We start from the raw sequence: 22,040 nt of genomic DNA, 5'->3' as shown, positions 1-22,040 counted from the left end.
GGGGCCCTCGTGTGCTTGCAGGCGATGACGTGGAAACGGCAGCAACTGGCGTGTTATCGAACACAGATTCGAGCGAAATGGCCATTTGGGGAGACTTCCTCAGCGTCGGCTCGGAGGATGGTTTCAGGGGGATCGTCCCACTGCCCTCCGAGGTCTGTCGTGGTTGGAGCTTTCGCTGAGTGGAGCGCCATCCTGATCTGGGGTGTCTCGCTTGCGGGCGTCCTTCTCGGGAGGGTGCGAGTGCTCCTGGAAAAGATGACCGACGTCGTGCGCGCATGGCATGAGCTGTGCCGGGCGGTGAAGCCGCCTCACAGTAGTGCGACCGGGAACATGGATGACCCGCCGCGCCCTGGGGCCGAGGTAACGAGCTCAACGGCTCCACGGATCCAGGCTGCGAACCGAAAGCGCTACACCGCGACCCCGATCGTCGGTACGGTAGCGGCCTGTAGCTGATTGGGTACGATCCGCGGGAGTCTGCGGTGGGGGACAACAGCAAGTCGTTCGGGGCGTTCGTCTCGCTCCGGCGGTCGACGTTGGGGTGGACGCAGCTGCGGCTGGCCACCGAGGTCGGTCGCAGTGAGGACTGGATGTCCCTGGTCGAGCGGGACCTGCAGCAGGTCAAGGACCTGACCCTTCTCCAGCGCATCGCCGAGGTGTTGGGCGTCGACCTCGCCGATTTGATCGCCTTGCCCCAACCTGCCTCGGACCGGGCGAGGTCACGCCCACGGAAGCCTGCCTCGGCTACGCTGGCGAGCACTTCGGCTGACGAGGAGGACGATGTGCGACGCCGCCCGTTCATGGCCCTGGCGGCTGCAGCCCTCTTCGCTCCGGTCGCTGGCCAACAGGCCGCGCACGCCGAGTCGGCCGTGCCGTTGGCTGGTTTGGAAGACTTCCTGCTCTACGGTACGGACCGGGTTCCGGCACCTCGACGTGAGGCGACCGCGGAATCCGTCGCCACCTCGCTGGTGAGATCGCGTCTGGAGTTCAAGGCGGCCAGGTACGACGCCCTCGCCAGTGCCTTGCCCGGCCGGATCGCGGCGGCCCAGTCGGTCGGTACGGCCGAGGAACGCGCCCGCGGTGTCGCCCAGCTCTACAACATCGCCGTCCGGCTGTGCATCAAGGTCGGCGACAACAACCTCGTGGCCGTCACCGCCGACCGCGCGCTGACCGCCGCCCGCCTGGGCGGGGACTCCCTGGTGGTCGCCGAAGCCCAACGGATGGTGTCAAGTTCCTGGCGACGCCAGGGAAGCCTGGCCCGGGCGACCGACATCGTGGTGGTCGCGGCCGAGGACCTCCTCGCCGACGCCTCCGTGTCCGAGGCTGCCCGCCTGGCCGTCCGCGGCGATCTCTACGCCACCGCCGCCTACACCACAGCGAAGACCGGTGACCGCTCGTACGCCCACGCCCTGATCCGGGAGGCCGCCGAGAGCGCCACCGCGGCCAGCCGGGCCACCGGTCTGGCGGACGGCGTCCAGAGTGTCACCCTCCACGAGCTCTCGGTGCACTACGAACTCGGCGATGCCGGCCGGGCGATCGAGCTGGCCCGCACAATCGACCCCAGCACACTGCCGACCGCCGAGCGTCAGGCCCGCTTCTTCATCGACGTGGCCCGTGCGTTCGACCAGTGGGGAAAACCCGAGCAGTGCTTCAAGGCCCTGCTGGCGGCCGAGGAGGCCGCCCCGCAGGAAATCCACCGCGGCGCTGTCCGCGGCCTGGCCGGCAGTCTGCTGCGGCACGACCGAAAGCTGCCCGGCGTCCGGGACTTCGCTGCCCGAGCAGGTGTCCGGATCGTCTGACCCGTAGCCGGACTACGGCTCGTAACCCGGCTACGGATCCGGCCTTCGCCCCGACGGTTCACTGGGGAACGTCAATCCCCTTCCTCGCTGCCGAAGGCCTCCCATGCCAATGTTCAGCACCTCCCTGCCTCCCGCCGCCGGTCCCCGGCATGCCGCCGTCCGAAACCGGGATCGGCCCGGTGCCTGGCTGACCGCTTCCTGGGCCGCTCTGCACCTGCCGGTGCTCGCCCTGCTCGGCTTCTCCGTCCACCACGAGGTCGAAGCTCGTCTCCAGGCTTCGGCGACCGCGCCGGATCTGCCCGTCTCGTAGGTCATGACGACCCGCCCCCGTCTTCCGCTCGCTCCCACGAGAGGAGAACCCGCCATGCGCCGATTCCCCGAAGCGCCCACGGTCGACGCCGAGTTGGAGCGCATCGACTTCCGCACCACTCCTGAGTACTACATCGACACCGAGCAGGTCATCGACCCCGTGGTGCTGGGTCTGCTGAGCTGCTGCCCGACCGTGTTCGGGATCAAGAAGGCCGTCGCCGACCTGCTGGCCGGCCACCCGGACATCACACTGCCCGAGCCCGTCGGCGTCATCGAGCCCGGAGCCACCGTCCGCGGCCTGGTCATCGCGGCGGCCGGGGCTGTCATCGCCGAGGGAGCATACGTCACCGGCCCGGTGCTGGTCTGCCCCGGCGCGGTGATCGAGGCCGGCGCCCGGGTCCGCGACAACACCGTCATCGGCCCCGGCTGCCGCATCGGATTCGGGGCCGAGGTCACCCGCTCCCTACTGACCGGCGGCGTCTTCATGAAGCACACCAGCTTCGTCGGCGACTCCGTCCTCGGTCTCGGCGTCAACATCGGCGCGTTCGTGTCCACCACGGGCCTGCGGATCACCTCCGGCCCGGTCACCGAACCGGCCGTCGAGGAGGTCTGCGCCCACCTCGACGGCCGCCGCGTCGCCACCGGCCAGACCAAGTTCGGTGCGGTGATCGGCGATGGGGTGATCGTCCCCGCCGGCACCGTGCTCCAGCCCGCCACCCTCATCGGCGCGCACACCCTGCTCTACCCGAAGACCCAGGTCGGGGGTTTCTTCCCGGCCGGAAGCCAGGGAAGGTGACCATGCCCACCACCGGCACCACCACGACCGCCGAGCGGGCCGTGCGGATCAGCGGCGGCCGTCGTCTCGTCGGCACCGCCACCGTGCAGGGCAGCAAGAACATCGCCCTACACCTGTACGCCGCCGCGATCCTCGCCGACGAACCGCTGACCCTCCTCGGTGCCCCCGAGATCCTGGACACCGCAGTGGTCGCCGACATCCTGCACCGCACCGGCACCCGCGCCACTGTGACCGGAGACGAGTTCGCCACCCGACCGGCCGATTCCTACTTCCCCGTCGTCCCGGACGACCTCGGACGGCGCATCCGCACCACCGCCGTGATGGGCGGAGCTCTGCTGGCCCGCACCGGCAAGGTCACCTTCCCCACCCCCGGCGGGGACGCCTTCTGCGCCCGCTACATCGACCGGCACCTGGCCGCGATGGAAGCCGCCGGGGCCGAGGTCGAGGTGAACCGGGGCCGGGTGCGGGCCCGCTTCACCGGCAATCGGCTGCCGTTCATCACCGACGCCGAGACCCACTCGTGGGGACCGAGCCTGGGTGCGACGGTTACCGCGATGCTGCTGGCCGCCCGCACTCCGGGCACCTCCGCGATCCTCAACCCCAGTGTGGAGCCCGAGGTCACCCACACCGCCGCCCTGCTCTCGCAGGCCGGCGTCGGCATCGAGTGGCGCGGCAGGACGGCACTGAACGTCACCGGCACCGACCGCATTCGGGGCGGGGTGTTCACCGTGCCGCCAGACCGGCTGGAGGCCGCCACCCTCGCGCTGGCCGCCGCCGTCACCGGCGGCACCGTCCACCTGGACGGCTTCCCGCCGGCCGCGTTCCCGGACGGGCTGGTGTCGGTGTTCGCCGACGCCGGGATCCAGCTGGACCCGCTGGACGGCGGCACGGCCATCAGCGCCTCGGCCGGGCCGCGGCCGGTGCAGATGGCCACCGGCCCGCACCCGGGCTTCCCGACCGACGTGCAGCCCCAGCTGACCGCTTTCCTGACCCAGGCCGAGGGCGTCTCCCGCATCGAGGAACGGATCTACGTCCAACGGGACACCCACCTGCCCGCGCTGGCCGCGTTCGGCGCGACCGTCAACGCGAGCGGGTCGGCGATCACCGTTCGGGGGCGGTCCGCACTGAAGGCCGCCGAGGTGGTCGGCGAGGACATCCGGGCGGCGACCGCGCTCGTGATCGCCGCACTGGCCGCCGAGGGCACCTCTACGATCCGAGGGACGTACCACTTGCGGCGCGGATACGGCAGCCTGCTGCCGAAGTTGGCCGCGCTCGGTGCCGACCTGACGACCGACCAGGAGTAGCCGTGACCACCACCGTGCCGTGGACCCCAACCGCGCTCGCCGACCTGCGCGAGTGCCTGGACCTGATGACCACAGACGGCACCGTGCCCGGCGGCGTCATCGCCCACGGCACCGTCGGCACCGAGCCCGGATACCTGTCCTCCGGTGTCGTCGCGCCCGAGTGCGGCAACGTCCGGCCGGGCCCGGACACGGTGTACGACGTGGCGTCGCTGACGAAGGTGCTGGCCACCTGGCCGCTGGTCGGCACCTCGCTCATCGGCGACTTCACCCTGGACACCCCGGTCCGCGAGCTGCTGCCCGGCATCGCGGCCGACGCGCCCGGCGGCCGGATCACGGTCCGCCAGATCCTGGCCCACACCTCCGGCCTGCGAGGCGACACCCGCCTCGACCGGTACCGGCACCGCCCCGAACCGCTCGCCGAACTGATCTGCGGCGAGGAGCTGATCGCCGAGCCCGGTGCCGGCCACCGCTACATCAACCGCGGCTTCATCCTCCTCGGCCTGGCCCTGACCCACTACCGTTGCCGACGCCTGGACGAACTCGCGGCCGAGCTCTGGCAGGACTTCGGCATGACCGACACGACGTATGGACCGGTGCCCCGCTCCGCTCAGGTCGCCCCGACAGAGCAGCGGCTGACCGGCGGGCCCCGGCTGTGGGGGATGCCGCACGACGACAACGCCGCCCTGCTCGGCGGAGTCGCCGGCCATGCCGGGGTGTTCACTACCCCGGCCGACCTCGCCACCTTCGCCACCCACCTGCTGACCTCACACGTCGCCGATGGGCCCCTGGGCCGCTGGCTCACCGCCAGCATGCAGCCGCAGGCCCAGATCGAGTCCGGACTCGACCGCGGCCTGGCCTGGATCCTCGCCGACGACGGTCGGGTGGCCTACCACCACGGCTTCACCGGCACCAGCCTCTACCTCGCCCCGGCCACCGGCCGCTACCTGGCCATCTGCACCAACGCCGTCTACCACCACCAGGACAACCGCACCCGCCTGGCCCCGCTGCGGGCCCTGGCCCTGAAGGCCGTCACAGCCGAACCCTAGGAGGCCCCGTGCCCCACTCCACGCTCGCGCCGCTCACCACCCTTCGACTCGGTGGCCCGGTCGGCGACATCCTGAACCTCGCCGACCCCGATGACTGGCTCGAGCTGGTCCGTACGATCGGCGACCGGCAGGAGGACGCACCCCTCACCCTTGGCCACGGCAGCAACGTCGTCGCCTCCGACACCGGCAACGAGGGCACCGTCGCCGTGATGAATACCCGGGGCATCGCCGTGAAGCGGATGGACGACGACACGGTGGCCGCGACCGTCCAGGCCGGCCACCCGCTTGCCGACCTCGTCCAATGGGCCGCCGCCGAGCACTTGGCCGGGATCGAGTGCCTAGCGGGCATACCCGGCACCACCGGTGCCGCCCCCGTGCAGAACGTCGGCGCCTACGGCCAGCAGATCTCCGACGCCCTTGACCACCTCACCGTCTGGGACTGGGACATGGGCCGCCTGCGGACCCTGCCCGCCCAGGCCTGTCACCTGCGCCACCGCCACAGCCGCTTCAAGAACCATCCCGGCCGTTGGACCATCCTCACCACGACGTTCCACCTCACCCGCTCACCGGCGGCTCCGATCGGCTACCAGCCCCTCGCCGACGAACTCGGCCTTCATCTGGGCGTCCGCCCGCCCGTGGCCGAGGTGACCGCCGCCGTCCTCGCCAACCGATGCCGCCGAGGACTCCTCCTCGACCCGCACGGACCCGACGCCCACCAGGCCGGATCGGTCTTCCTCAACCCGCCCGTCACCGCAGCCCAGGCCGCCTGCTGGTCGGCCGCCGGATGCCCGGTCCACACCGACAGCGACGGGCAGCTGCGAGCGAGCGCCGGCTGGCTCCTGGAGCACATCGGCTACCGCCCCGGGTACAAGATCGCCGCCGGTATCCAGTGCTCGAACCGCCGCACTCTCACGCTCACCGCCCACGACGGGGCCACCGCAACGGGATTCGCCCAAGCCCTCACCGAACTCTCGGCTCAGGTCAAGATCGCGACCGGCATCAGGCTTCAGCCGGAGCCGGTACTGGTCGGCACCTGGCCGTAGGTAGGGGTCGGTGGTTCGCTCACCCAGTGGTGGTCAGACCCTGAGGCTCGACCCGGGTGCCCGGGCCGAACGAAGAGCCTGCCTGGCGCGCGCCGCTCCACTGCGGGTCACCGACCCGCCCCCGCTAACGGTGACCGTTCGCGCGCCCAGGCCTGCGCGCGCCTGGCAGATGCCCGGCTGGGGCACCGGGTCGTGGCACTTGGCGCACTCGGTGTACCGGGCCACTGCGGGCCGTGCAACGGGCTGTGCGGGTGGCAGCTTGTGCTCCAGGCGGTAGCGGAGCACCGCGGCGACCGCTGAATGCACCGGGGCGGGCAGGCCCGGCAGCAGGGCCTGGGCGAGGTCTGCTTGGGTCGCGCCGCGCTCCAGCCACTGCGCGACGAGGGGTGCGAGTTCCTCGGCTTCGGCCTGGCCGGGCCGCAGGCGCGGCTCGGGGCGGATCACCCGGAACAACGTGGCGACCGCCTCGCGGACCTGCTCGTCCGGCGCCGCCACGGGCTGCTCGACGACCTTCTCCTCGGAGTCTTCCTACCGCCCTCCCGTCCTTGCCTGCGGCTCGTCGGTGAGGACTGGCTCGCTGCCCTACTGGGCGGGGAGGAAAGGTTCTTTCAGGTCCTTCGTGCAGGTCCGAGATCCGCAAGCCCTACGAAGCCGCCTGGAGCAGCGCTCCGTCCTGCCACTTGAGGATCTTGTCGAAGCTGACGATCGCCCCGCGCAGGGGGTGGTTGCGGAGCTGGACGTGGTCGGTGAGGGCGTGGATGAGGAAGAGGCCGCGGCCGGATTCGGCGGTGAGGTCGGGGAGGGCGTCCAGGTCGACCGGGCGCAGGGTGGGGGCGCTGGGACGGCAGGGCAGGACGTGGGTGTCGTACGGGTGGTCGTCGCGGCGGGGGTGGTGGGCGGCGAGGACGCGGGCCGGGACGGTGGCGCGGCCACGGCGGGTGCGGCGCGGGGCGCGGCCGGGCAGTGCCGGACGGGCCTGGGCCGGGGCGGCCGGGCGGCGGGCGGGCGCGGCGGGGGCGGGCAGGCCGGGGCCGGAGTCGGTGACCTCGATCCGCAGCCGGTCGCCGCAGATCGAGGCGGTGACCTGGAAGCCGTCGTCGGGCCGCCCGGTGGCGCCGTGCTCGACGGCGTTGGCGCAGGCCTCGGTGAGGGCGACGCCGAGGTCGTCCGCGATCTGCGGGTCGACGCCCGCGGTCGCCATCGCACCGAGCAGGATGCGCCGGGCCAGCGGAACGCTGGCCGGGTCGCGCTTGAGGTGCAGAGTCCACCAGATGTCCACGGGAGGTCCCTCCTGGCTGCGGCTCCACATACAACTAGGTATCTCCGGGCGATTCCCGGGTGAACCGTGCCCGGGGCCCGCTACCGCCCGTTCGGCGGATGGACCGGGGGACGGGGTCTGTGCCGGGCGACACGTACGCCCCCTCGCACGCCGCGGCCGAAAGGGGCATTCGTAGGGATTTCCCACCCTGCCCGTGTCGGTGGCGTACGCAATGAGAGGATGGCCCGGCCATGACTGCCCTCGCCGCCGCCCCGCTCCCGGGCGCCCCAGGACCGGCCCGGCCGGTGGGGTCCGCCGCCTGGGACCTGCGGCTTGCCCGGGCGGTCCCGTTCGCGCTGGTGTGCACCCTGATCGCGGCCGCCGGGCACGCCCTGGCGGGTGGCGGGAACGTGCCGCCGACCGCGCTGGCACTGGGCTTCGCCGCGGTGCTGGCGTTCGCGGCGGTCTGCGGCGGGCGGGAGCGTTCGCTGGCGGCCATCGCCGGGGCGCTGGGCGCCGGCCAGCTCGGACTGCACTGCCTCTTCCACGGCTTCGACGGCTCGATGCCGGGCATGCACCACGGCGGCTCCGGCCCGCTGAGCGTGCCGCAGGTGGCCGGCCGGCTGATCTGCAACGAGGCCCGGCCCGGCACGCTGGTCGGCCTGTCCGGCGGCCCGTCCCCGGAGCAGCTGGTCTCCTCCGCGGGCCTGGACCCGCACGCGTTCGCCGCCGCGCCCTGGTGGCAGGCCGGCCTGTTCGGCATGACGCCGTCGATGCTGGCCGGGCACCTGGGCGCCGCGCTGGTCGCGGGCTGGTGGCTGCGGCGCGGCGAGGCGGCGCTCTGGCGGCTGCTGCGGGTGGCCGCCACGGCGGCCCGGGAGCACTGGGCGGCGCCGCTGCGCACGGCGCTCGCGCTGGTGGCCGCGCTGCTGCGCGGGTTGTTCGGCGTGGCCGGCCCGGCCCGCCGGTTCGGTGCCCGGGGCGGGGAGAGCCTGCTCCCGGCGGGTGCCGTGCTGCGGCACAGCGTGGTGCGGCGCGGCCCGCCGTGCGGGGCCCTCGCGTACTGACCGGCGTCTCCTGGCGGCCTCCGGCCGTACCGGGTGCCGGTGTGCGCACCGTCCGGCCGTTCCCCCGACCACCGGGGCGGCCCGAGGCTCTGCCCCCCCACCTCCCCGCGCGCGGCCAACGCGGCACGGCTCACGTCCGTCGCCCGGCACCGGCCGCCGCCGAGCTCCGATCGGAGACCCGCATCATGCGTTCCCTTCCCGCCCGCCGTCTCGCCGCCGTCGCCCTCACCGCCGCCGCCTCCGTGGTGGCGCTGGCCGGCCCCGCCTCCGCGCACGTCACCGTGAACCCGGGCGCCGCCTCCCAGGGCGGCTACACGGCCGTCGACTTCCGGGTGCCGAACGAGAGCGACTCGGCGGGCACGGTGAAGCTGGAGGTCAACCTCCCGCTGGACCACCCGCTGGCCTCGGTCCGGACCCTGCCGCTGCCGGGCTGGACCGCCACGGTCGAGAAGGCCAAGCTCGACAAGCCGATCAAGGTGCACGGCAACGACGTCACCGAGGCCGTCTCCAAGATCACCTGGACCGCCGACACCGGCACCAGGATCGCCCCCGGCCAGTTCCAGGAGTTCCGGGTCTCGCTCGGCCCGCTGCCGACCGACACCGACAACCTGGTCTTCAAGACGCTCCAGACCTACGACAACGGCGACGTCGCCCGCTGGATCGACGAGAGCAAGGACGGCCAGCCCGAGCCGGCCAAGCCCGCGCCCGTCCTGAAGCTCACCAAGGCCGCCGGGGGCGACGGCCACGGCGTCACCGCCTCGCCGGCCGCCGGCGCCCACGGGGACAGCTCCGACCGCGCCAGCGCCTCCGGCGACGCCGACTCCAGCGACTCCACCGCCCGCACGCTGGGCGTGGTCGGCATCGTGGTCGGCGTGATCGGCACCGCCGTCGGCGTGCTCGGCCTGCGCCGCAGGAGCGGCGGCTCCGCCTCCTGATCCCCGCGCCGCCGGGGCCGCGTCCGTCCACCGGGCGCGGCCCCGCCGGCGGTCCCACCCCCGCACGATCGGAACTCCCATGCCCCGCACCACCCGCACCACCCGGCTGGCCGGCGCCGCCGCCCTCGCGCTGGCCGCCGCCCTGACGCTCTCCGCCTGCGGCTCCTCCGGCGGCGGCTCCACCGCCGCCAAGGTCACCCGGCAGAAGGAGGACACCCCGTACCAGGGCACCAAGCTCGCCAAGAACTTCGAGAAGCCGGACCTCCAGCTGACCGACACCTCCGGCCAGCCCTTCGACCTGCGCCGGCAGACCAACGGCAAGGCCACCCTGCTGTTCTTCGGCTACACCAGCTGCCCGGACGTCTGCCCGACCACCATGGGCGACATCGGCGTCGCGATGAAGGCGCTCTCCCCCGAGGACCGGCAGAAGGTCAACGTCGTCTTCGTCTCCACCGACCCGCAGCGCGACACCCCGAAGGTGCTGCGCACCTGGCTGGACTCGATGGGCAGCGACTTCATAGGCCTCACCGGGGACCTGGCCAAGGTGAAGACCGCCGCCAAGTCGCTCGGCATCATGATCGAGGACCCGGTGGTCAACGGGGACGGCACGGTCACCTCCACCCACGGCGCGCAGGTGCTGGCCTTCCTCCCCTCGGACGACAAGGCGCACGTGCTCTACATGAGCGGCACCGAGGAGAAGACCTACGAGCACGACCTGCCGCTGCTCGCCAAGGGGGTCGCGGCGTGACCCCGGCGCAGACCGGAACCCGCCGCTTCCGCCGCAGCGCCCTGCTCGGCGCCGTCGTCGCGACGGCCCTGGGCGGCGGCGCCATCCTGGCCGCCTGCGGGACGGACGCCGGCACCGGCGGCCAGGACGGTGCCGGCGGCCCGGCCCGGCTCAGCGTCGCCGACAGCTACGTCCCGCTGCCCCCGGCCGGCGGCATGGCGGCCGGCTACCTGACGGTCCGCAACGACGGCGGGCAGGACCAGCTGCTCAAGGTGAGCAGCCCGGCCGCCGAATCGGTCACCATGCACCGCTCGACCGAGTCGACGATGAAGCAGGTGGACAGCCTGGACGTGCCCGCGCACGGCGCCCTGCAGCTCGCCCGGGGCGGCAACCACCTCATGATCATGGGGTGGCGGAAGACCCCGGTCCTCGGCGACGAGCTGGAGCTCGACCTCACCTTCGCCAAGTCCGGCACCATCTCCGTCAAGGTGCCGGTCAAGGAGCTCACCTACCGCCCGAACCAGAGTTAGGGGACCGCCACCATGCAGTCGGTCGGCCTGGAGAAGGCCACCCACCGCCGGACCGCCGGGGTGCTCGGAGTCCTCGGCGCCCTGCTCGCGCTGATGCTCGCGGGCGCCGGGCCGGCCTCCGCGCACGCCGTCCTGGATTCCACCGACCCGCGGCAGAACTCGGTGGTCGCCACCGCCCCGCAGGCGGTGACGCTGACCTTCAGCGAGTCCGTCTCGCTCTCCGGCGACTCCGTCCGGGTGCTCGACCCGGCCGGCAAGGCCGTGGACACCGGCGACCCGGCGCACGCCGACGGCAAGGGCAACACCGCCCGGGTCGGGCTGCGGAGCGGGCTGGCCAACGGCACGTACACGGTGGCCTGGCGGGCCGTCTCGGACGACTCGCACCCGGTCGGCGGGGCGTTCACCTTCTCGATCGGCGCGCCCTCGGACACCTCGGTGTCGGCCACCGCGCTCCAGGACGTCGAGGCCGACGGCCTGGTCGCCGCCCTGTACGGCACCGGCCGCACCGTCGCGTACGCCGCCTTCGCCCTGCTGGCGGGCGTCGCCGCCTTCGTGCTGGTCTGCTGGCCGGCCGGCACCGCCCGGCGCCGGGTGCAGCGACTGCTGATGACCGGCTGGACGGCGCTGCTGGTCTCCACCGTGGCGGTGCTGATGCTGCGCGGCCCGTACGAGCGCGGCTCGGGGGTCGGGCAGGCCTTCGACCTCTCGCTGATCCGCGCCACGCTGGACGAGCGGATCGGCACCGCGCTGGCCGCCCGGCTGCTGCTGCTCGCGGCGGGCGGGGTGTTCCTGTCGCTGCTGGTCGGACAGCTGGGGCAGCCGCCGCGGCCCCTCGTCCCGCAGCCGCGGGACGAGGCGGAGCACGGCTCCGAGGACTCCGACGGCTCCGGCCGCCCGCCGGCGTCCGAGGAGGACGCCGAGGCGGCCGAGCTGCGTGAGCTGCGCGAGCTGGAGCAGCGGGCCGCCGAGCGGCCGCAGCGCGAGGTCCGGCTCGGCCTCGGCGTGGCCGGGCTGGTGCTGGCGGTCGCCCTCTCGGCGACCTGGGTCGGCGCCGACCACGCCTCGGTGGGCATCCAGGTCTGGCTGGCGCTGCCGCTGGGCATCCTGCACCTGCTCGCCATGGCGCTCTGGCTGGGCGGGCTGGCCGCGCTGCTGGTCGCCCTTCGCGAGGGCGTCGGCGCCGAGGTGGTGGACCGCTTCTCGAAGATCGCCTTCGGCTCGGTGGCCGTGCTGGCCGCCACCGGGGTCTACCAGTCCTGGCGCGGCCTGGGCAGCTGGGGCGCGCTGACCGGCACCGAGTACGGCCGGCTGCTGCTGGTGAAGAGCGGCTGCGTGGTCGTGATGCTCGGCGTCGCCTGGATGTCCCGTTCCTGGCTGGCCAGGCTGCGCTCGGTCCCGGCCGAGGCGTTGGAGGTCGCCCCGGCCGAACTGCCGGAGCCGGTCGCCGTGGCGGCCCACGGTGAGGACCCGGTCCGGCAGGCGCAGCTGGAGCGCCAGCGGGCCGCCCGGCAGAGCGCCGGACGCGACCGCGGGCTGACCCCGACCCGGGCCGGGCTGCGCCGCTCGGTGCTGGTCGAGGCGCTGGTCGCGGTGGCGGTGCTGGTGGTCACCACGATGCTCACCAACTCCCCGCCCGGGCGGGTGGCGGGCGAGATCAGGGCCGGGGCGGCCGCCGCTCCGGGCGGCGGCGGGGCCGCGGCGGGGGCGGCGCCGCAGACCGAGCCGGGCCGCACCGTCGAGCTCAAGCTCCCGTACGACACCAAGGGCCGGACGCCGAACGCCAAGGGCACCGCGACCGTCACCCTCAACCCGGCCCGGACCGGGCCGAACGAGGTGCGGCTCGCGCTGGACGGCGCGGACGGGCAGCCGGTGGACGTCCCCGAGGTGCAGCTCGCCTTCACTCTGCCGGACCGCGACCTCGGCCCGCTGCCGGTCGCGCTCACCCCGGAGGGCACCGGCCGCTGGACCGGCACCGCGCAGCTGCCGCTGGCGGGCAACTGGGTGGTGTCGGTGCAGGTCCGCTCCTCCGACATCGACCAGACCACCCCGACCCAGCAGTTCAAGATCGGATGAGCGGGGTGACGGATCTCCCGACGGGCCACGGGTCGCCCGACCGCGCCCCGGCGGAGCAGGCGTCGGCGGAGCACGCGTCGACGGGCCCCGGGGGCTTCACCCGGCGGGCGCTGCTCGGCACCGCCGGGGCCGGGCTGCTGGCCGGCGCAGGCGCGGGCGTCGCCGGGGCGGTCGCCCTGGACGGGCGGCCCGGCCCGGCGGCGGGCGCGGCGGGCCCGGCCGGCGGGGCACTGGGCACGGCCCGGGTGCCGTTCCGCGGCGAGCACCAGGCCGGGATCACCGACCCGGCGCAGGCCAGGGTCCAGCTGGCCGCCTTCGACCTGGCCGGGGGCGTCGGCCGGGACGGGCTGCGCACCCTGCTGCAGCGCTGGACGAGGGCGGCCGAGCGGCTGACGGCCGGGGAGCCGGCCGAGGAGTTCGACAACCAGGTCGCGCTGGACGCCGGGCCCTGCTCGCTCACCGTCACGGTCGGCTTCGGCGCCGGGCTGTTCGACAAGGCCGGGCTGGCCGACCGCCGCCCGCCCGGGCTCGAACCGCTGCCCGCCTTCCCCGGCGACGCGCTCGACCCGGCCCGCGGCGACGGCGACCTGTTCGTCCAGATCGGCGCGGACGACGCCCTGGTCACGGTGCACGCCCTGCGGGTGCTCCAGCGGTTGGCGGCCGGTACCGCGACACAGCGCTGGCAGTCGGCCGGCTTCGCCCGCACTCCCGGCGCCGCGGCCCGGCCGGTGACCGGGCGCAACCTGATGGGCCAGATCGACGGCACCAACAACCCCAGGCCGGACGAGGAGGGCTTCGCCGCCAAGGTGTTCTGCGCCGCCGGCGGCGACCAGCCGGCCTGGCTGGCCGGCGGCTCGTACCTGGTGTTCCGGCGGATCCGGATGCTGCTGGACCACTGGGAGGCGCTGCCGGTGGACCGGCAGGAGCGGGTGATCGGGCGGCGCAAGTCGGACGGCGCCCCGCTCGGCGCTCCCGCCGGGGCCGGCGAGCAGTCCCCGGTCGACCTCTCCGCGCAGGGCCCGGACGGCACCCTGGCGATCCCCGCCGACGCGCACATCCGGGTCGCCGCCCCGGCGGCCAACGGCGGGGCGGCGATGCTGCGGCGGGGCTTCTCGTACCACGACGGGCTGCTCCCGGACGGTTCGCCGGACGCCGGGCTGCTCTTCCTCGCCTTCCAGGCCGACCCGCGCAGGGGCTTCACCCCGGTGCAGCGCAAGCTCTCCCGGGGCGACGGCCTCTCCCGCTTCCTGCGGCACGAGGCCGGCGGCCTGTACGCGCTGCCGCCGGGCGCACCGCCCGGCGGCTACCTCGGCCAGCAGTTGCTGGAGGGGTAGTTCCCCCCGGGTCCGGCGACGGACCCGCGAAGTCCACCGCCGCGGTCCCGGCCACTGGAACGCTTTCCTGCCGGGGCCGCGGACTCGTTATGGTGACTGCTTCGGCACAACCCGCCCGCGCAGCACCCGAGATCCCACGGAGGCGTCATGTCGGCCACCCGCTACACCTACCTCGGACCGGCCGGCACGTTCACCGAGGCCGCCCTGCACACCCTGCCCGAGGCGGCGACCCGGGAGCTGGTGCCACTGTCCTCGGTGGCGCTGGCGCTGGACGCGGTGCGCGGCGGGGAGGCGGCCGGGGCGTTCGTCCCGATCGAGAACTCGGTGGAGGGCGCGGTCACCGCGACCAACGACGAACTCGCCTCCGGCGCACCGCTGATGATCTACCGTGAGGTGCTGCTGCCGATCACCTTCGCACTGCTGGTGCGGCCGGGCACCGAGCTGTCCGGGATCAAGACGGTGACCAGCCACCCGGTGGCCCAGCCGCAGGTGCGGCGCTGGCTGGCGGCGAACCTGCCGGAGGCGAAGTGGGAGTCGGCCGCCTCCAACGCGGACGGCGCCCGGCTGGTCGCCGAGGGCCGCTACGACGGCGCGTTCGCGGGCGAGTTCGCGGCGCCGATCTACGGGCTGGAGCCGCTGGTCAAGGAGATCGCGGACGCGAAGAGCGCGGCGACCCGCTTCGTGCTGGTCGGCCGCCCGGGGCGGGTCTCCTCGCCGACCGGCGCGGACAAGACCTCGATGGTGGTCTGGCTGCCGGACGACCACCCGGGTGCGCTGCTGGAGCTGCTCCAGGAGTTCGCGGTGCGCGGGGTCAACCTGATGCGGATCGAGTCCCGCCCGACCGGTGAGGGCATGGGCAGCTACTGCTTCCTGATCGACTGCGAGGGCCACCTGTCCGACCGCCGGGTCGGCGAGGCGATGATGGGCCTCAAGCGGATCTGCCCGCAGGTGCGGTACCTCGGCTCCTATCCGCGTGCCGACCGGCAGCCGACCGCCCACCGGCGGCCGGGGACGTCGGACGCGGATTTCACCTCGGCGGCGGACTGGCTCTCCCGCGCACTCGACGGCCGCGCCGACATCTGAGCCACGCCTTTTGTCTTTCGGACCTTTTCCGATCGTTGTGGACCGTTCCGGACCGGGCCGATCAGGGCGGTCGGGCGACCTCCCCCGTCGTCCACAGGCGGCCCGGGCCGCGACCCCGCTGTCCACAGGCCCTCCGCCGTCCACAAGCCCGGAGTTATCCACAGGCCTGGGGACGAGTCGACAAACCGGTATAGCCATTGCCCAGAACAGGTCGGATCATCGGTTTGCGGCGCAGAGATGACCAATCGGACCAGAGTCACCCGGTTGCCAGCAAATCACCCGTCCGAGTGGTTCAATTCCCTCACTCGAGAAGGTTGATTGAGGTTTGAAACCTCAATCCCGTAGTTCGTTCACGCGGAAGGCAATCCTCCCCTTTGATCCACAGGCCTGGGGCCGGGCCTGTGGATAACCCGCCGCCGCGCGGCGGCCCGCAGAAGTTATCCACAGGCCCCGGGGAGTTATCCCCAGGGGAAAAGCGGTACCGGTGGAGGAACGGTCGCCCGGTACGCTAGGGCCTGTGATTGACCTTCGCCTGCTCCGTGAGGACCCTGACCGAGTGCGCGCCTCGCAGCGCGTCCGTGGCGAGGACGTCGACCTGGTCGACGCCCTCCTCTCCGCCGACGAACGGCGCCGGTCCTCGGGCAGCCGCTTCGACGAACTGCGCAACGAGCAGCGGGTGCTCGGGAAGCAGGTCGCCCAGGCCAAGGGCGACGAGAAGGCCGCCCTGCTCCAGCGCACCAAGGACCTCGCCGCCGAGGTCAAGGCCGCCGACGCCGAGCAGAGCGCGGCCAAGGAGGAGGCCGACCGCCTGCTCCGCTCGCTGGCGAACCTCATCGACCCGGCCGCCCCGGTCGGCGGCGAGGAGGACTTCGTCACCCTCGAGGAGATCGGCACCCCGCGCGACTTCGCCGCCGAGGGCTTCGAGCCCCGCGACCACGTCGAGCTCGGCCAGATCCTCGGCGCGATCGACACCGAGCGCGGCGCCAAGGTCGCCGGTGCCCGCTCCTACTACCTGACCGGCGTCGGCGCGCTGCTGGAGCTCGCCCTGGTCAACATGGCGATCGCCCAGGCCACCGCGGCCGGCTTCATCCCGATGATCACCCCGACCCTGGTCCGCCCGGCCGCCATGGACGGCACCGGCTTCCTCGGCCAGGCCGCCGAGAACGTCTACCACCTGGCCGAGGACGACCGGTACCTGGTCGGCACCAGCGAGGTCCCGCTCGCGGCGTACCACATGGACGAGATCCTCGACGCCGACAAGCTGCCGCTGCGCTACGCCGGCTACTCGTCCTGCTTCCGCCGCGAGGCCGGCACCTACGGCAAGGACACCCGCGGCATCATCCGCGTCCACCAGTTCGAGAAGGTGGAGATGTTCGTCTACACCACTCCCGAGGACGCGGAGAACGAGCACCGCCGCCTGCTCCAGTGGGAGAAGGACTTCCTCAACGCGCTGGAGCTGCCGTACCGGGTGATCGACGTCGCCTCCGGCGACCTCGGCGCCTCGGCCGCGCGCAAGTTCGACATCGAGGCGTGGATCCCCACCCAGGGCAAGTACCGCGAGGTCACCTCGACCTCCAACACCACCGAGTACCAGGCCCGCCGACTGTCGATCCGGATGCGCGAGGAGGGCAGGACCCGCCCGCTCGCCACCCTGAACGGCACCCTGGTCGCCATCCCGCGCACCATCGTGGCGATCCTGGAGAACCACCAGCAGGCCGACGGCTCGGTCGTCGTGCCCGAGGCGCTGCGGCCGTACCTCGGCGGGCGGACCGTCCTCGAGCCGGTCAAGTAACCCGGTCCGCACCACCCAGCACCACCCGCGACTCCCGGGAGACGTACGGCCCATGAGCACCACCAGCCCCAGCCCCGGCTCCCCCGACGGTGGCGACCTGCCCTACCGGCTGGTCGCCACCGACCTCGACGGCACCCTGCTCACCAGCGGGGAGACCGTCTCCGAGCGCACCCGCGCCGCCCTGGCCGCGGCCACCGGCGCGGGCGCGCTGCACATCATCGTCACCGGGCGCTCCGCGGTCTGGGCCCGCCCGGTCTTCGACGAGATCGGCTACACGGGCATAGCGGTCTGCGGCCAGGGCGCCCAGGTGTACGACGCCGGCGCGCACAGGCTGCTCACCTCGCTCACTCTGGACCGGCGGCTCGCCGCGCTCGCGATCGAGAAGATCGAGGCCGAGACCGGCCCGCTGGCCGTCGCCGCCAACCAGGACGGCCTCGACGGCCAGGTGCTGGCCGGGCCCGGCTACGAGCTGCGGATCGGCTCCGACCTGCCGGTCGTCCGGGTCGAGCGCACCGGCCTGTTCGACGCCCCGCTCAGCAAGCTGTACATCCAGCACCACGCCCTCGGCGACGACGCCCTCGCCGAGGCCGCCCGCCGTGCCGCCGGCGACCTGGTCGGCGTGGTGATGGCCGGCGCCGGCGTGGTCGAGCTGCTCCCGCTCGGCCTGTCCAAGGCCACCGGGCTGGCCGTCGCCGCCCGCCGCCTGGGCGTCCGCGGCGCCGACACCATCGCCTTCGGCGACATGCCCAACGACGTCCCGATGTTCGGCTGGGCCGCCCACGGCGTCGCCATGGCCAACGCCCACGAGGAGCTCCTCGCCGTCGCCGACGCCGTCACCGGCAGCAACGACGAGGACGGCGTCGCCGTGGTCCTGGAGGGGCTCTACCCGCCGCGCTGACGCCTCCGGTGGAGGCGCCGGCCCGGCCGTCCGAGCGGGCCGACCGCTGTTCACGGCCTGTTCACGGGTGGGTTGTAGGATGACCGGGCAAGCGGTTGTAGGATGACCGACGACCGGTAGGACGTATGCGGTGGAGAGGGAGGTCCGGCATGAGCGGCGGTTTGCAGGCGGCCGGACGGCGCTCCCTGGTGGACACCGCGATCGAGCAGCTGCGGGAGCAGCTCGCGGACGGGACGTGGCCGGTCGGGTCGCGGATCCCCACCGAGCACGAGCTGGCCGAGCAGCTGCAGGTCGGACGGAACACCGTGCGGGAGGCGATCCGGGTGCTGGCGCACGCCGGAATGCTGGTCTCCCGGCAGGGCGAGGGGACATTCGTCCGCTCCACCAGCGACCCGGCGTCCGTGCTGCGCGGCGTCCAGCGCTCCGGCATCCGGGACGTCCTGGAGGTCCGTGCGGCGCTGGAGACCGAGGGCGCCCGGCTGGCCGCGCTGCGGCACACCCCCGAGGACATCCGGCGGATGCGCGCCGCCCTGGCCCGTGAGGCCGAGGTGTTCGCGGCCCACCCCGAGCGGGCGAGCCGCGAGGCCACCGTCGAGCACGACCTGGAGTTCCACACCGCCGTCGTCGAGGCCGCGCACAACCCGGCGCTGGCCGAGGTGTACCGCTACTTCGGCGCCTCCGTACGCGAGGCGATGACCTCGGCCTTCGGCGACCACGACATGCCCGAGGCGGTCGTCGCCACCCACGAGGCGCTGGTCGACGCGATCGAGAGCGGTGACCCGGACCGGGCGGAGGCTGCGTGTCGTGCGCTGCTCGCCGGCCCGACCGCGGCCGTCGAGCAGCTGCTCGCGGCCATCGCGGCCCGGAAGTAGGACGGCGCGAGCCTCGGTTCCGCCGTCCGCACCCACGCACATTCACGAAAGAACAGCACACCCATGGCCGTCACCCGTGCCCAGCAGCCGGTTGTCACCGCTCCCGCCCCGCTCCCCGTCCGCACCCGGCTGGCCCATCCGCTCCTGCTGCTGACCGGCATCGTGCTGGTCGCGCTGAACATGCGCGCCTGCCTGGCCGCGGTCTCCCCGATGGTCGGCGAGATCCAGCGGACCTTCGGCCTGTCCGCCACCGCGGCCGGGCTGATCACCACCGTCCCCGTGCTCTTCCAGGGTGTCGGCGCTCCGCTCACCCCCCGGCTGACCCGCCGCTTCGGCGTCGAGCGGGTGGTGCTCGGCGCGGTGCTGGTGCTGGGTGCGGGCGTGCTGCTGCGGGTGCTGCCCTCGGTGGCGGCCCTGTACGCGGGCTGCGTGGTGATCGGCGTGGCCATCGCGGTGCTGAACGTGTCGATGCCGGGCCTGGTGAAGCGCGAGTTCCCGGACCGCGCGGCCACCATGACCGGCGTCTACTCGACCACCATGCTGGTCGGCGCCACCCTGGCGGCCGGCACCTCCGTCCCGCTGGAGCACGCGCTCGGCGGCGGCTGGCGGGCGTCGCTGGGCGCCTGGTCGCTGCTCGCGCTGGTCGCGGCGGTGGCCTGGCTGCCGCAGGTGCTGCGCTCCCGCCAGGAGCGGCAGGCGACGGCGGCCGCCGCGGCCGGTGCGCCGAGCAAGCCGATCGAGGGCATCTGGAAGTCCCCGCTGGCCTGGCAGATCAGCCTCTTCATGGGCATCTCGTCGCTGCTGGTCTACACCCTGGTCGCGTGGATGCCGACCATCCTGGCCGACCACGGCATGGACCGCGGCGAGGCCGGTCTGGTCTTCGCCTTCTCCAACCTGGTGCAGGTGGCGGGCGCCTTCCTGGTGCCGCTGATGGCCGGCCGGATGACCAGCCAGCGCGCACTGGCGGTGACCATGGCCGCCCTGAACGGGCTGGGCATCGCGCTGCTGCTGGCCGCGCCGGTCTCCGCCGCGTGGGTGTCGGCGACCATCCTCGGCGTCGCCCAGGGCGGTTCGCTGGGCCTGGGGCTGGCGTTCATCGTGCTGCGCACCCGCACCGTGGGCGGCGCCGCCCAGCTGGGCGGGATGTCGCAGGCGATCGGCTACCTGGTCGCGGCGGCCGGTCCGGTCGGCGCCGGTGCGCTGCACCAGCTGACCGGCGGGTGGGAGGCCACCCTGGTACTGATGCTGGTGCTGGCCCTGGTGGTCGGCGTGGCCGGCTGGGGCGCGGGCCGCAACCGCACGCTCTGAGCGGCTCGCCGCGGGAGCACGGCCGTGGGCCCCGGACACCTGAGGGTGTCCGGGGCCCACGGCCGTAGCGGGCTCGGCTCCGTAGCGAAACTCAGCTCCGTGGAGGGCTCAGCTCCGCAGGGGGCTCGGCGCGGCACCGGGCTCACTCCTCGCCGGCGAGGGTCATCCCGGCCAGCTTCACCGAGGCGAACACCGTCGCCGCGACGGTGACCACCAGCAGCAGCGGCACGGCCGCCCCGAGCGAGACGTCGGAGCTGATCGCGTTCTCCCCCGCGACCGCCTCGGCCACCGAGCGGCCCCACTGCTGGATGCTCAGCGTCCGGGCGCCCTCGACGAAGTTGCCGATCGTCGACTCCCAGATCAGGGCGTACGCCAGCCCGGCCACCACCGCGTGCCGGGTGACCACGCCGAGCAGCAGGAACAGCGCGCTGTACGCGGCTCCGGCGACCAGCACCGCCACCGTGTAGCCGAGCGCCACGCCGTCCTGGGTGCCGACCAGCAGCAGCCCGGCCAGCAGCGTCGGGACGACCGAGAACAGCCAGGTGACGCCGATCGCGACGACCAGCTTGGTGGTGACGATCCGCCACCGGGGCAGCGGCTTGGCGAGCAGGTAGACGATCGAGCCGTCGTCGATCTCGTTGGCGATCACCCCGGTGCCGACCACCAGCCCGAGGATCGGGACCAGGGTGCCGAGGCCGAGCGCGCCGAGGACGTTGCCGGCCGTGTCGTGCGGGTCGGCGCTGGACGCGCTCGCGATGGCCGCGACGATCACCAGCAGGGCCGGGACCACCAGCAGCAGCAGGCCGCGGCGGCGGCCCAGCAGCCCGCGCAGGGTCAGCCTGGCGACGGTGGGGTTCATGGTCGGTCGGTCCCTTCCTGGGCGGTTTCCCGGGCGATTCCCCGGACGTGCCGGACGACAGCGGCCCTGGCGGCGGCACTCACGCGGACACCAGGTACGAGAAGACGCTCTCCAGCGACTCGTCCGCCGGGGAGACGGTGTACAGCCGGATGCCGGCCTCCCGGGCGACCCTGGGCAGCAGGGTGGTGAAGCCCTGGAAGTTCACCGCCTCGATCCGCAGCGCCCGGTCCCGCTCGTCCACCTCGATGCCGCTGGTGGAGCCGTCCGCGATGAGCGCGGCGGCGAGCCGGCGGTCGTCGCTGGAGCGGACCAGGTAGCGGTGCGGGCGGTCGGTCATCAACCGGCGGATCCTGCGGAAGTCGCCCGAGGCCGCGTGCCGTCCGGCGACCACCACCTCGATGTGCCGGGCCAGCTGCTCGACCTCCTCAAGGATGTGGGAGGAGAACAGCACGGTCCGGCCGTCCGCGCCGAAGCGGCGCAGCAGGTCCATCAGCTGGAGCCGCTGGCGCGGGTCCATGCCGTTGAAGGGCTCGTCGAGCAGCAGCACGGACGGGTCGTGGACCAGGGCGGAGGCCATCTTGACCCGCTGCTTCATGCCCTTGGAGTAGGTGCCGGTGCGGCGGTCCTTGGCGTAGTCCATCTCCACCAGGTCCAGCGCCCGGCGGGCGGCCGCGCCCGGCTGGGCCAGGCCGTGCAGTTCGGCGTTGGCGAGGACGAACTCCCAGCCGGTCAGGTAGTCGTACATCGACTCCCGTTCGGGCACCAGGCCGATCTGCCGGTACACCTGCTGGTTGCGCCAGATCGGCGCGCCGTCCAGGGTGACCGAGCCGCTGGAGGGGGCCAGGAAGCCGCTCATCATGTGGATGAGCGTGGACTTGCCCGCGCCGTTGGGACCGAGCAGGCCGGTGATGCCGGGGCCGATGGCCATGGAGATGTCGTTGACCGCGACCACGTTCCCGAACCAGCGGGAGACCTTGTCGATGCTGATGGTGGCCATGCTGCGTCCCTCT

At 73.5% G+C, this 22,040-nt stretch carries 20 protein-coding genes; 16 read left to right on the top strand and 4 right to left on the bottom strand.

Annotation, left to right across the window (positions count from 1 at the left end):
- Positions 1 to 479 precede the first annotated feature (479 nt).
- The 5 genes from ACIQI7_RS08430 (at position 480) to ACIQI7_RS08410 (ending at position 6,294) form a co-directional block, all read left to right on the top strand.
- Positions 480 to 1,796: a helix-turn-helix domain-containing protein gene (locus ACIQI7_RS08430; RefSeq protein WP_401106367.1), complete on the top strand. Its 1,317-nt coding sequence runs from the start codon at positions 480 to 482 to the stop codon at positions 1,794 to 1,796.
- Positions 1,797 to 2,160: 364 nt separating this feature from the next.
- Positions 2,161 to 2,901, top strand: a complete 741-nt coding sequence (locus ACIQI7_RS08425; protein WP_401106364.1) for a hypothetical protein — start codon at positions 2,161 to 2,163, stop codon at positions 2,899 to 2,901.
- A gap of 2 nt (positions 2,902 to 2,903) precedes the next feature.
- The gene (locus ACIQI7_RS08420) at positions 2,904 to 4,205 is read left to right on the top strand and encodes a UDP-N-acetylglucosamine 1-carboxyvinyltransferase (RefSeq protein WP_401106362.1); all 1,302 of its coding nucleotides are present in this window, start codon (positions 2,904 to 2,906) and stop codon (positions 4,203 to 4,205) included.
- 2 nt (positions 4,206 to 4,207) lie between these two features.
- Entirely contained in the window at positions 4,208 to 5,251 is a 1,044-nt protein-coding gene (locus tag ACIQI7_RS08415; RefSeq protein WP_401106360.1) for a serine hydrolase domain-containing protein, read from the top strand.
- Between the two features lie 8 nt (positions 5,252 to 5,259).
- Positions 5,260 to 6,294 carry a UDP-N-acetylmuramate dehydrogenase gene (locus tag ACIQI7_RS08410; protein WP_401106357.1) on the top strand — a complete coding sequence of 345 codons (1,035 nt, stop codon included), beginning with the start codon at positions 5,260 to 5,262 and terminating at the stop codon, positions 6,292 to 6,294.
- Between the two features lie 33 nt (positions 6,295 to 6,327).
- Here ACIQI7_RS08410 and ACIQI7_RS08405 read toward each other — a convergent pair whose 3' ends face one another.
- Together ACIQI7_RS08405 and ACIQI7_RS08400 are read right to left on the bottom strand one after the other, a co-directional pair.
- Entirely contained in the window at positions 6,328 to 6,789 is a 462-nt protein-coding gene (locus tag ACIQI7_RS08405; protein WP_401106354.1) for a hypothetical protein, read from the bottom strand.
- Between the two features lie 148 nt (positions 6,790 to 6,937).
- The gene (locus ACIQI7_RS08400; RefSeq protein ID WP_401106351.1) at positions 6,938 to 7,573 is read right to left on the bottom strand and encodes an ATP-binding protein; all 636 of its coding nucleotides are present in this window, start codon (positions 7,571 to 7,573) and stop codon (positions 6,938 to 6,940) included.
- 230 nt (positions 7,574 to 7,803) lie between these two features.
- Here ACIQI7_RS08400 and ACIQI7_RS08395 point away from each other — a divergent pair, with 230 nt between their 5' ends.
- The 11 genes from ACIQI7_RS08395 to ACIQI7_RS08345 all read left to right on the top strand — a co-directional run bounded on the left by ACIQI7_RS08395 (position 7,804) and on the right by ACIQI7_RS08345 (position 20,171).
- Positions 7,804 to 8,619 carry a hypothetical protein gene (locus ACIQI7_RS08395; RefSeq protein ID WP_401106348.1) on the top strand — a complete coding sequence of 272 codons (816 nt, stop codon included), beginning with the start codon at positions 7,804 to 7,806 and terminating at the stop codon, positions 8,617 to 8,619.
- A gap of 185 nt (positions 8,620 to 8,804) precedes the next feature.
- Entirely contained in the window at positions 8,805 to 9,554 is a 750-nt protein-coding gene (locus ACIQI7_RS08390; protein ID WP_401106345.1) for a YcnI family protein, read from the top strand.
- A 79-nt stretch (positions 9,555 to 9,633) separates the two neighbouring features.
- On the top strand, positions 9,634 to 10,302 hold the full coding sequence (locus ACIQI7_RS08385; protein ID WP_387758972.1) for an SCO family protein: 669 nt from the start codon (positions 9,634 to 9,636) through the stop codon (positions 10,300 to 10,302).
- Positions 10,299 to 10,811, top strand: coding sequence for a copper chaperone PCu(A)C (locus ACIQI7_RS08380; RefSeq protein WP_401106342.1), 513 nt, complete (start codon positions 10,299 to 10,301; stop codon positions 10,809 to 10,811). Before ACIQI7_RS08385 ends, ACIQI7_RS08380 begins: the two co-directional genes overlap by 4 nt.
- Positions 10,812 to 10,823: 12 nt before the next feature.
- On the top strand, positions 10,824 to 12,884 hold the full coding sequence (locus ACIQI7_RS08375; RefSeq protein ID WP_401106339.1) for a FixH family protein: 2,061 nt from the start codon (positions 10,824 to 10,826) through the stop codon (positions 12,882 to 12,884).
- Positions 12,881 to 14,218 (top strand): iron uptake transporter deferrochelatase/peroxidase subunit, encoded by a 1,338-nt coding sequence (gene efeB, locus ACIQI7_RS08370; protein WP_401106336.1) that lies wholly within the window; start codon positions 12,881 to 12,883, stop codon positions 14,216 to 14,218. The genes ACIQI7_RS08375 and efeB overlap by 4 nt, the downstream gene beginning before the upstream one ends.
- Before the next feature lie 147 nt (positions 14,219 to 14,365).
- On the top strand, positions 14,366 to 15,301 hold the full coding sequence (gene pheA / locus ACIQI7_RS08365) for a prephenate dehydratase (RefSeq protein ID WP_401106334.1): 936 nt from the start codon (positions 14,366 to 14,368) through the stop codon (positions 15,299 to 15,301).
- A gap of 517 nt (positions 15,302 to 15,818) precedes the next feature.
- Complete coding sequence (serS, locus tag ACIQI7_RS08360; protein WP_401106332.1) at positions 15,819 to 17,093, top strand: serine--tRNA ligase; 1,275 nt, start codon at positions 15,819 to 15,821, stop codon at positions 17,091 to 17,093.
- A gap of 52 nt (positions 17,094 to 17,145) precedes the next feature.
- A complete protein-coding gene (locus tag ACIQI7_RS08355; RefSeq protein WP_401106330.1) occupies positions 17,146 to 17,991 on the top strand; it encodes an HAD family hydrolase in 846 nt (281 codons plus the stop codon).
- A 149-nt stretch (positions 17,992 to 18,140) separates the two neighbouring features.
- Positions 18,141 to 18,863, top strand: coding sequence for a FadR/GntR family transcriptional regulator (locus tag ACIQI7_RS08350; RefSeq protein WP_401106328.1), 723 nt, complete (start codon positions 18,141 to 18,143; stop codon positions 18,861 to 18,863).
- 63 nt (positions 18,864 to 18,926) lie between these two features.
- On the top strand, positions 18,927 to 20,171 hold the full coding sequence (locus tag ACIQI7_RS08345; protein ID WP_401106325.1) for a CynX/NimT family MFS transporter: 1,245 nt from the start codon (positions 18,927 to 18,929) through the stop codon (positions 20,169 to 20,171).
- A gap of 142 nt (positions 20,172 to 20,313) precedes the next feature.
- Here the strand turns inward: ACIQI7_RS08345 and ACIQI7_RS08340 are convergent, their stop codons facing one another.
- Positions 20,314 to 21,030, bottom strand: a complete 717-nt coding sequence (locus ACIQI7_RS08340) for an ABC transporter permease (RefSeq protein WP_387759714.1) — start codon at positions 21,028 to 21,030, stop codon at positions 20,314 to 20,316.
- Between the two features lie 79 nt (positions 21,031 to 21,109).
- A complete protein-coding gene (locus ACIQI7_RS08335; RefSeq protein ID WP_401106322.1) occupies positions 21,110 to 22,027 on the bottom strand; it encodes an ABC transporter ATP-binding protein in 918 nt (305 codons plus the stop codon).
- Between the last annotated feature and the right edge of the window lie 13 nt (positions 22,028 to 22,040).

The organism is Kitasatospora sp. NPDC092039, assembly GCF_044756065.1.
GTDB lineage: Bacteria > Actinomycetota > Actinomycetes > Streptomycetales > Streptomycetaceae > Kitasatospora.
The sequence above is the reverse complement of the archived record's forward strand: the minus strand, read 5'-3'. Positions and strand labels throughout refer to the sequence as shown.

What these genes read in the sequence shown, in the direction of transcription:
- ACIQI7_RS08345 (WP_401106325.1), top strand. Translation starts at nt 18,927, where the DNA reads ATGGCCGTCACCCGTGCCCAGCAGCCGGTTGTCACCGCTCCCGCCCCG.
- ACIQI7_RS08390 (WP_401106345.1), top strand. Translation starts at nt 8,805, where the DNA reads ATGCGTTCCCTTCCCGCCCGCCGTCTCGCCGCCGTCGCCCTCACCGCC.
- pheA (WP_401106334.1), top strand. Translation starts at nt 14,366, where the DNA reads ATGTCGGCCACCCGCTACACCTACCTCGGACCGGCCGGCACGTTCACC.
- ACIQI7_RS08425 (WP_401106364.1), top strand. Translation starts at nt 2,161, where the DNA reads ATGCGCCGATTCCCCGAAGCGCCCACGGTCGACGCCGAGTTGGAGCGC.
- ACIQI7_RS08340 (WP_387759714.1), bottom strand. Translation starts at nt 21,030, where the DNA reads ATGAACCCCACCGTCGCCAGGCTGACCCTGCGCGGGCTGCTGGGCCGC.
- ACIQI7_RS08385 (WP_387758972.1), top strand. Translation starts at nt 9,634, where the DNA reads ATGCCCCGCACCACCCGCACCACCCGGCTGGCCGGCGCCGCCGCCCTC.
- ACIQI7_RS08355 (WP_401106330.1), top strand. Translation starts at nt 17,146, where the DNA reads ATGAGCACCACCAGCCCCAGCCCCGGCTCCCCCGACGGTGGCGACCTG.
- ACIQI7_RS08335 (WP_401106322.1), bottom strand. Translation starts at nt 22,027, where the DNA reads ATGGCCACCATCAGCATCGACAAGGTCTCCCGCTGGTTCGGGAACGTG.
- efeB (WP_401106336.1), top strand. Translation starts at nt 12,881, where the DNA reads ATGAGCGGGGTGACGGATCTCCCGACGGGCCACGGGTCGCCCGACCGC.
- ACIQI7_RS08395 (WP_401106348.1), top strand. Translation starts at nt 7,804, where the DNA reads ATGACTGCCCTCGCCGCCGCCCCGCTCCCGGGCGCCCCAGGACCGGCC.
- ACIQI7_RS08375 (WP_401106339.1), top strand. Translation starts at nt 10,824, where the DNA reads ATGCAGTCGGTCGGCCTGGAGAAGGCCACCCACCGCCGGACCGCCGGG.
- ACIQI7_RS08420 (WP_401106362.1), top strand. Translation starts at nt 2,904, where the DNA reads ATGCCCACCACCGGCACCACCACGACCGCCGAGCGGGCCGTGCGGATC.
- ACIQI7_RS08350 (WP_401106328.1), top strand. Translation starts at nt 18,141, where the DNA reads ATGAGCGGCGGTTTGCAGGCGGCCGGACGGCGCTCCCTGGTGGACACC.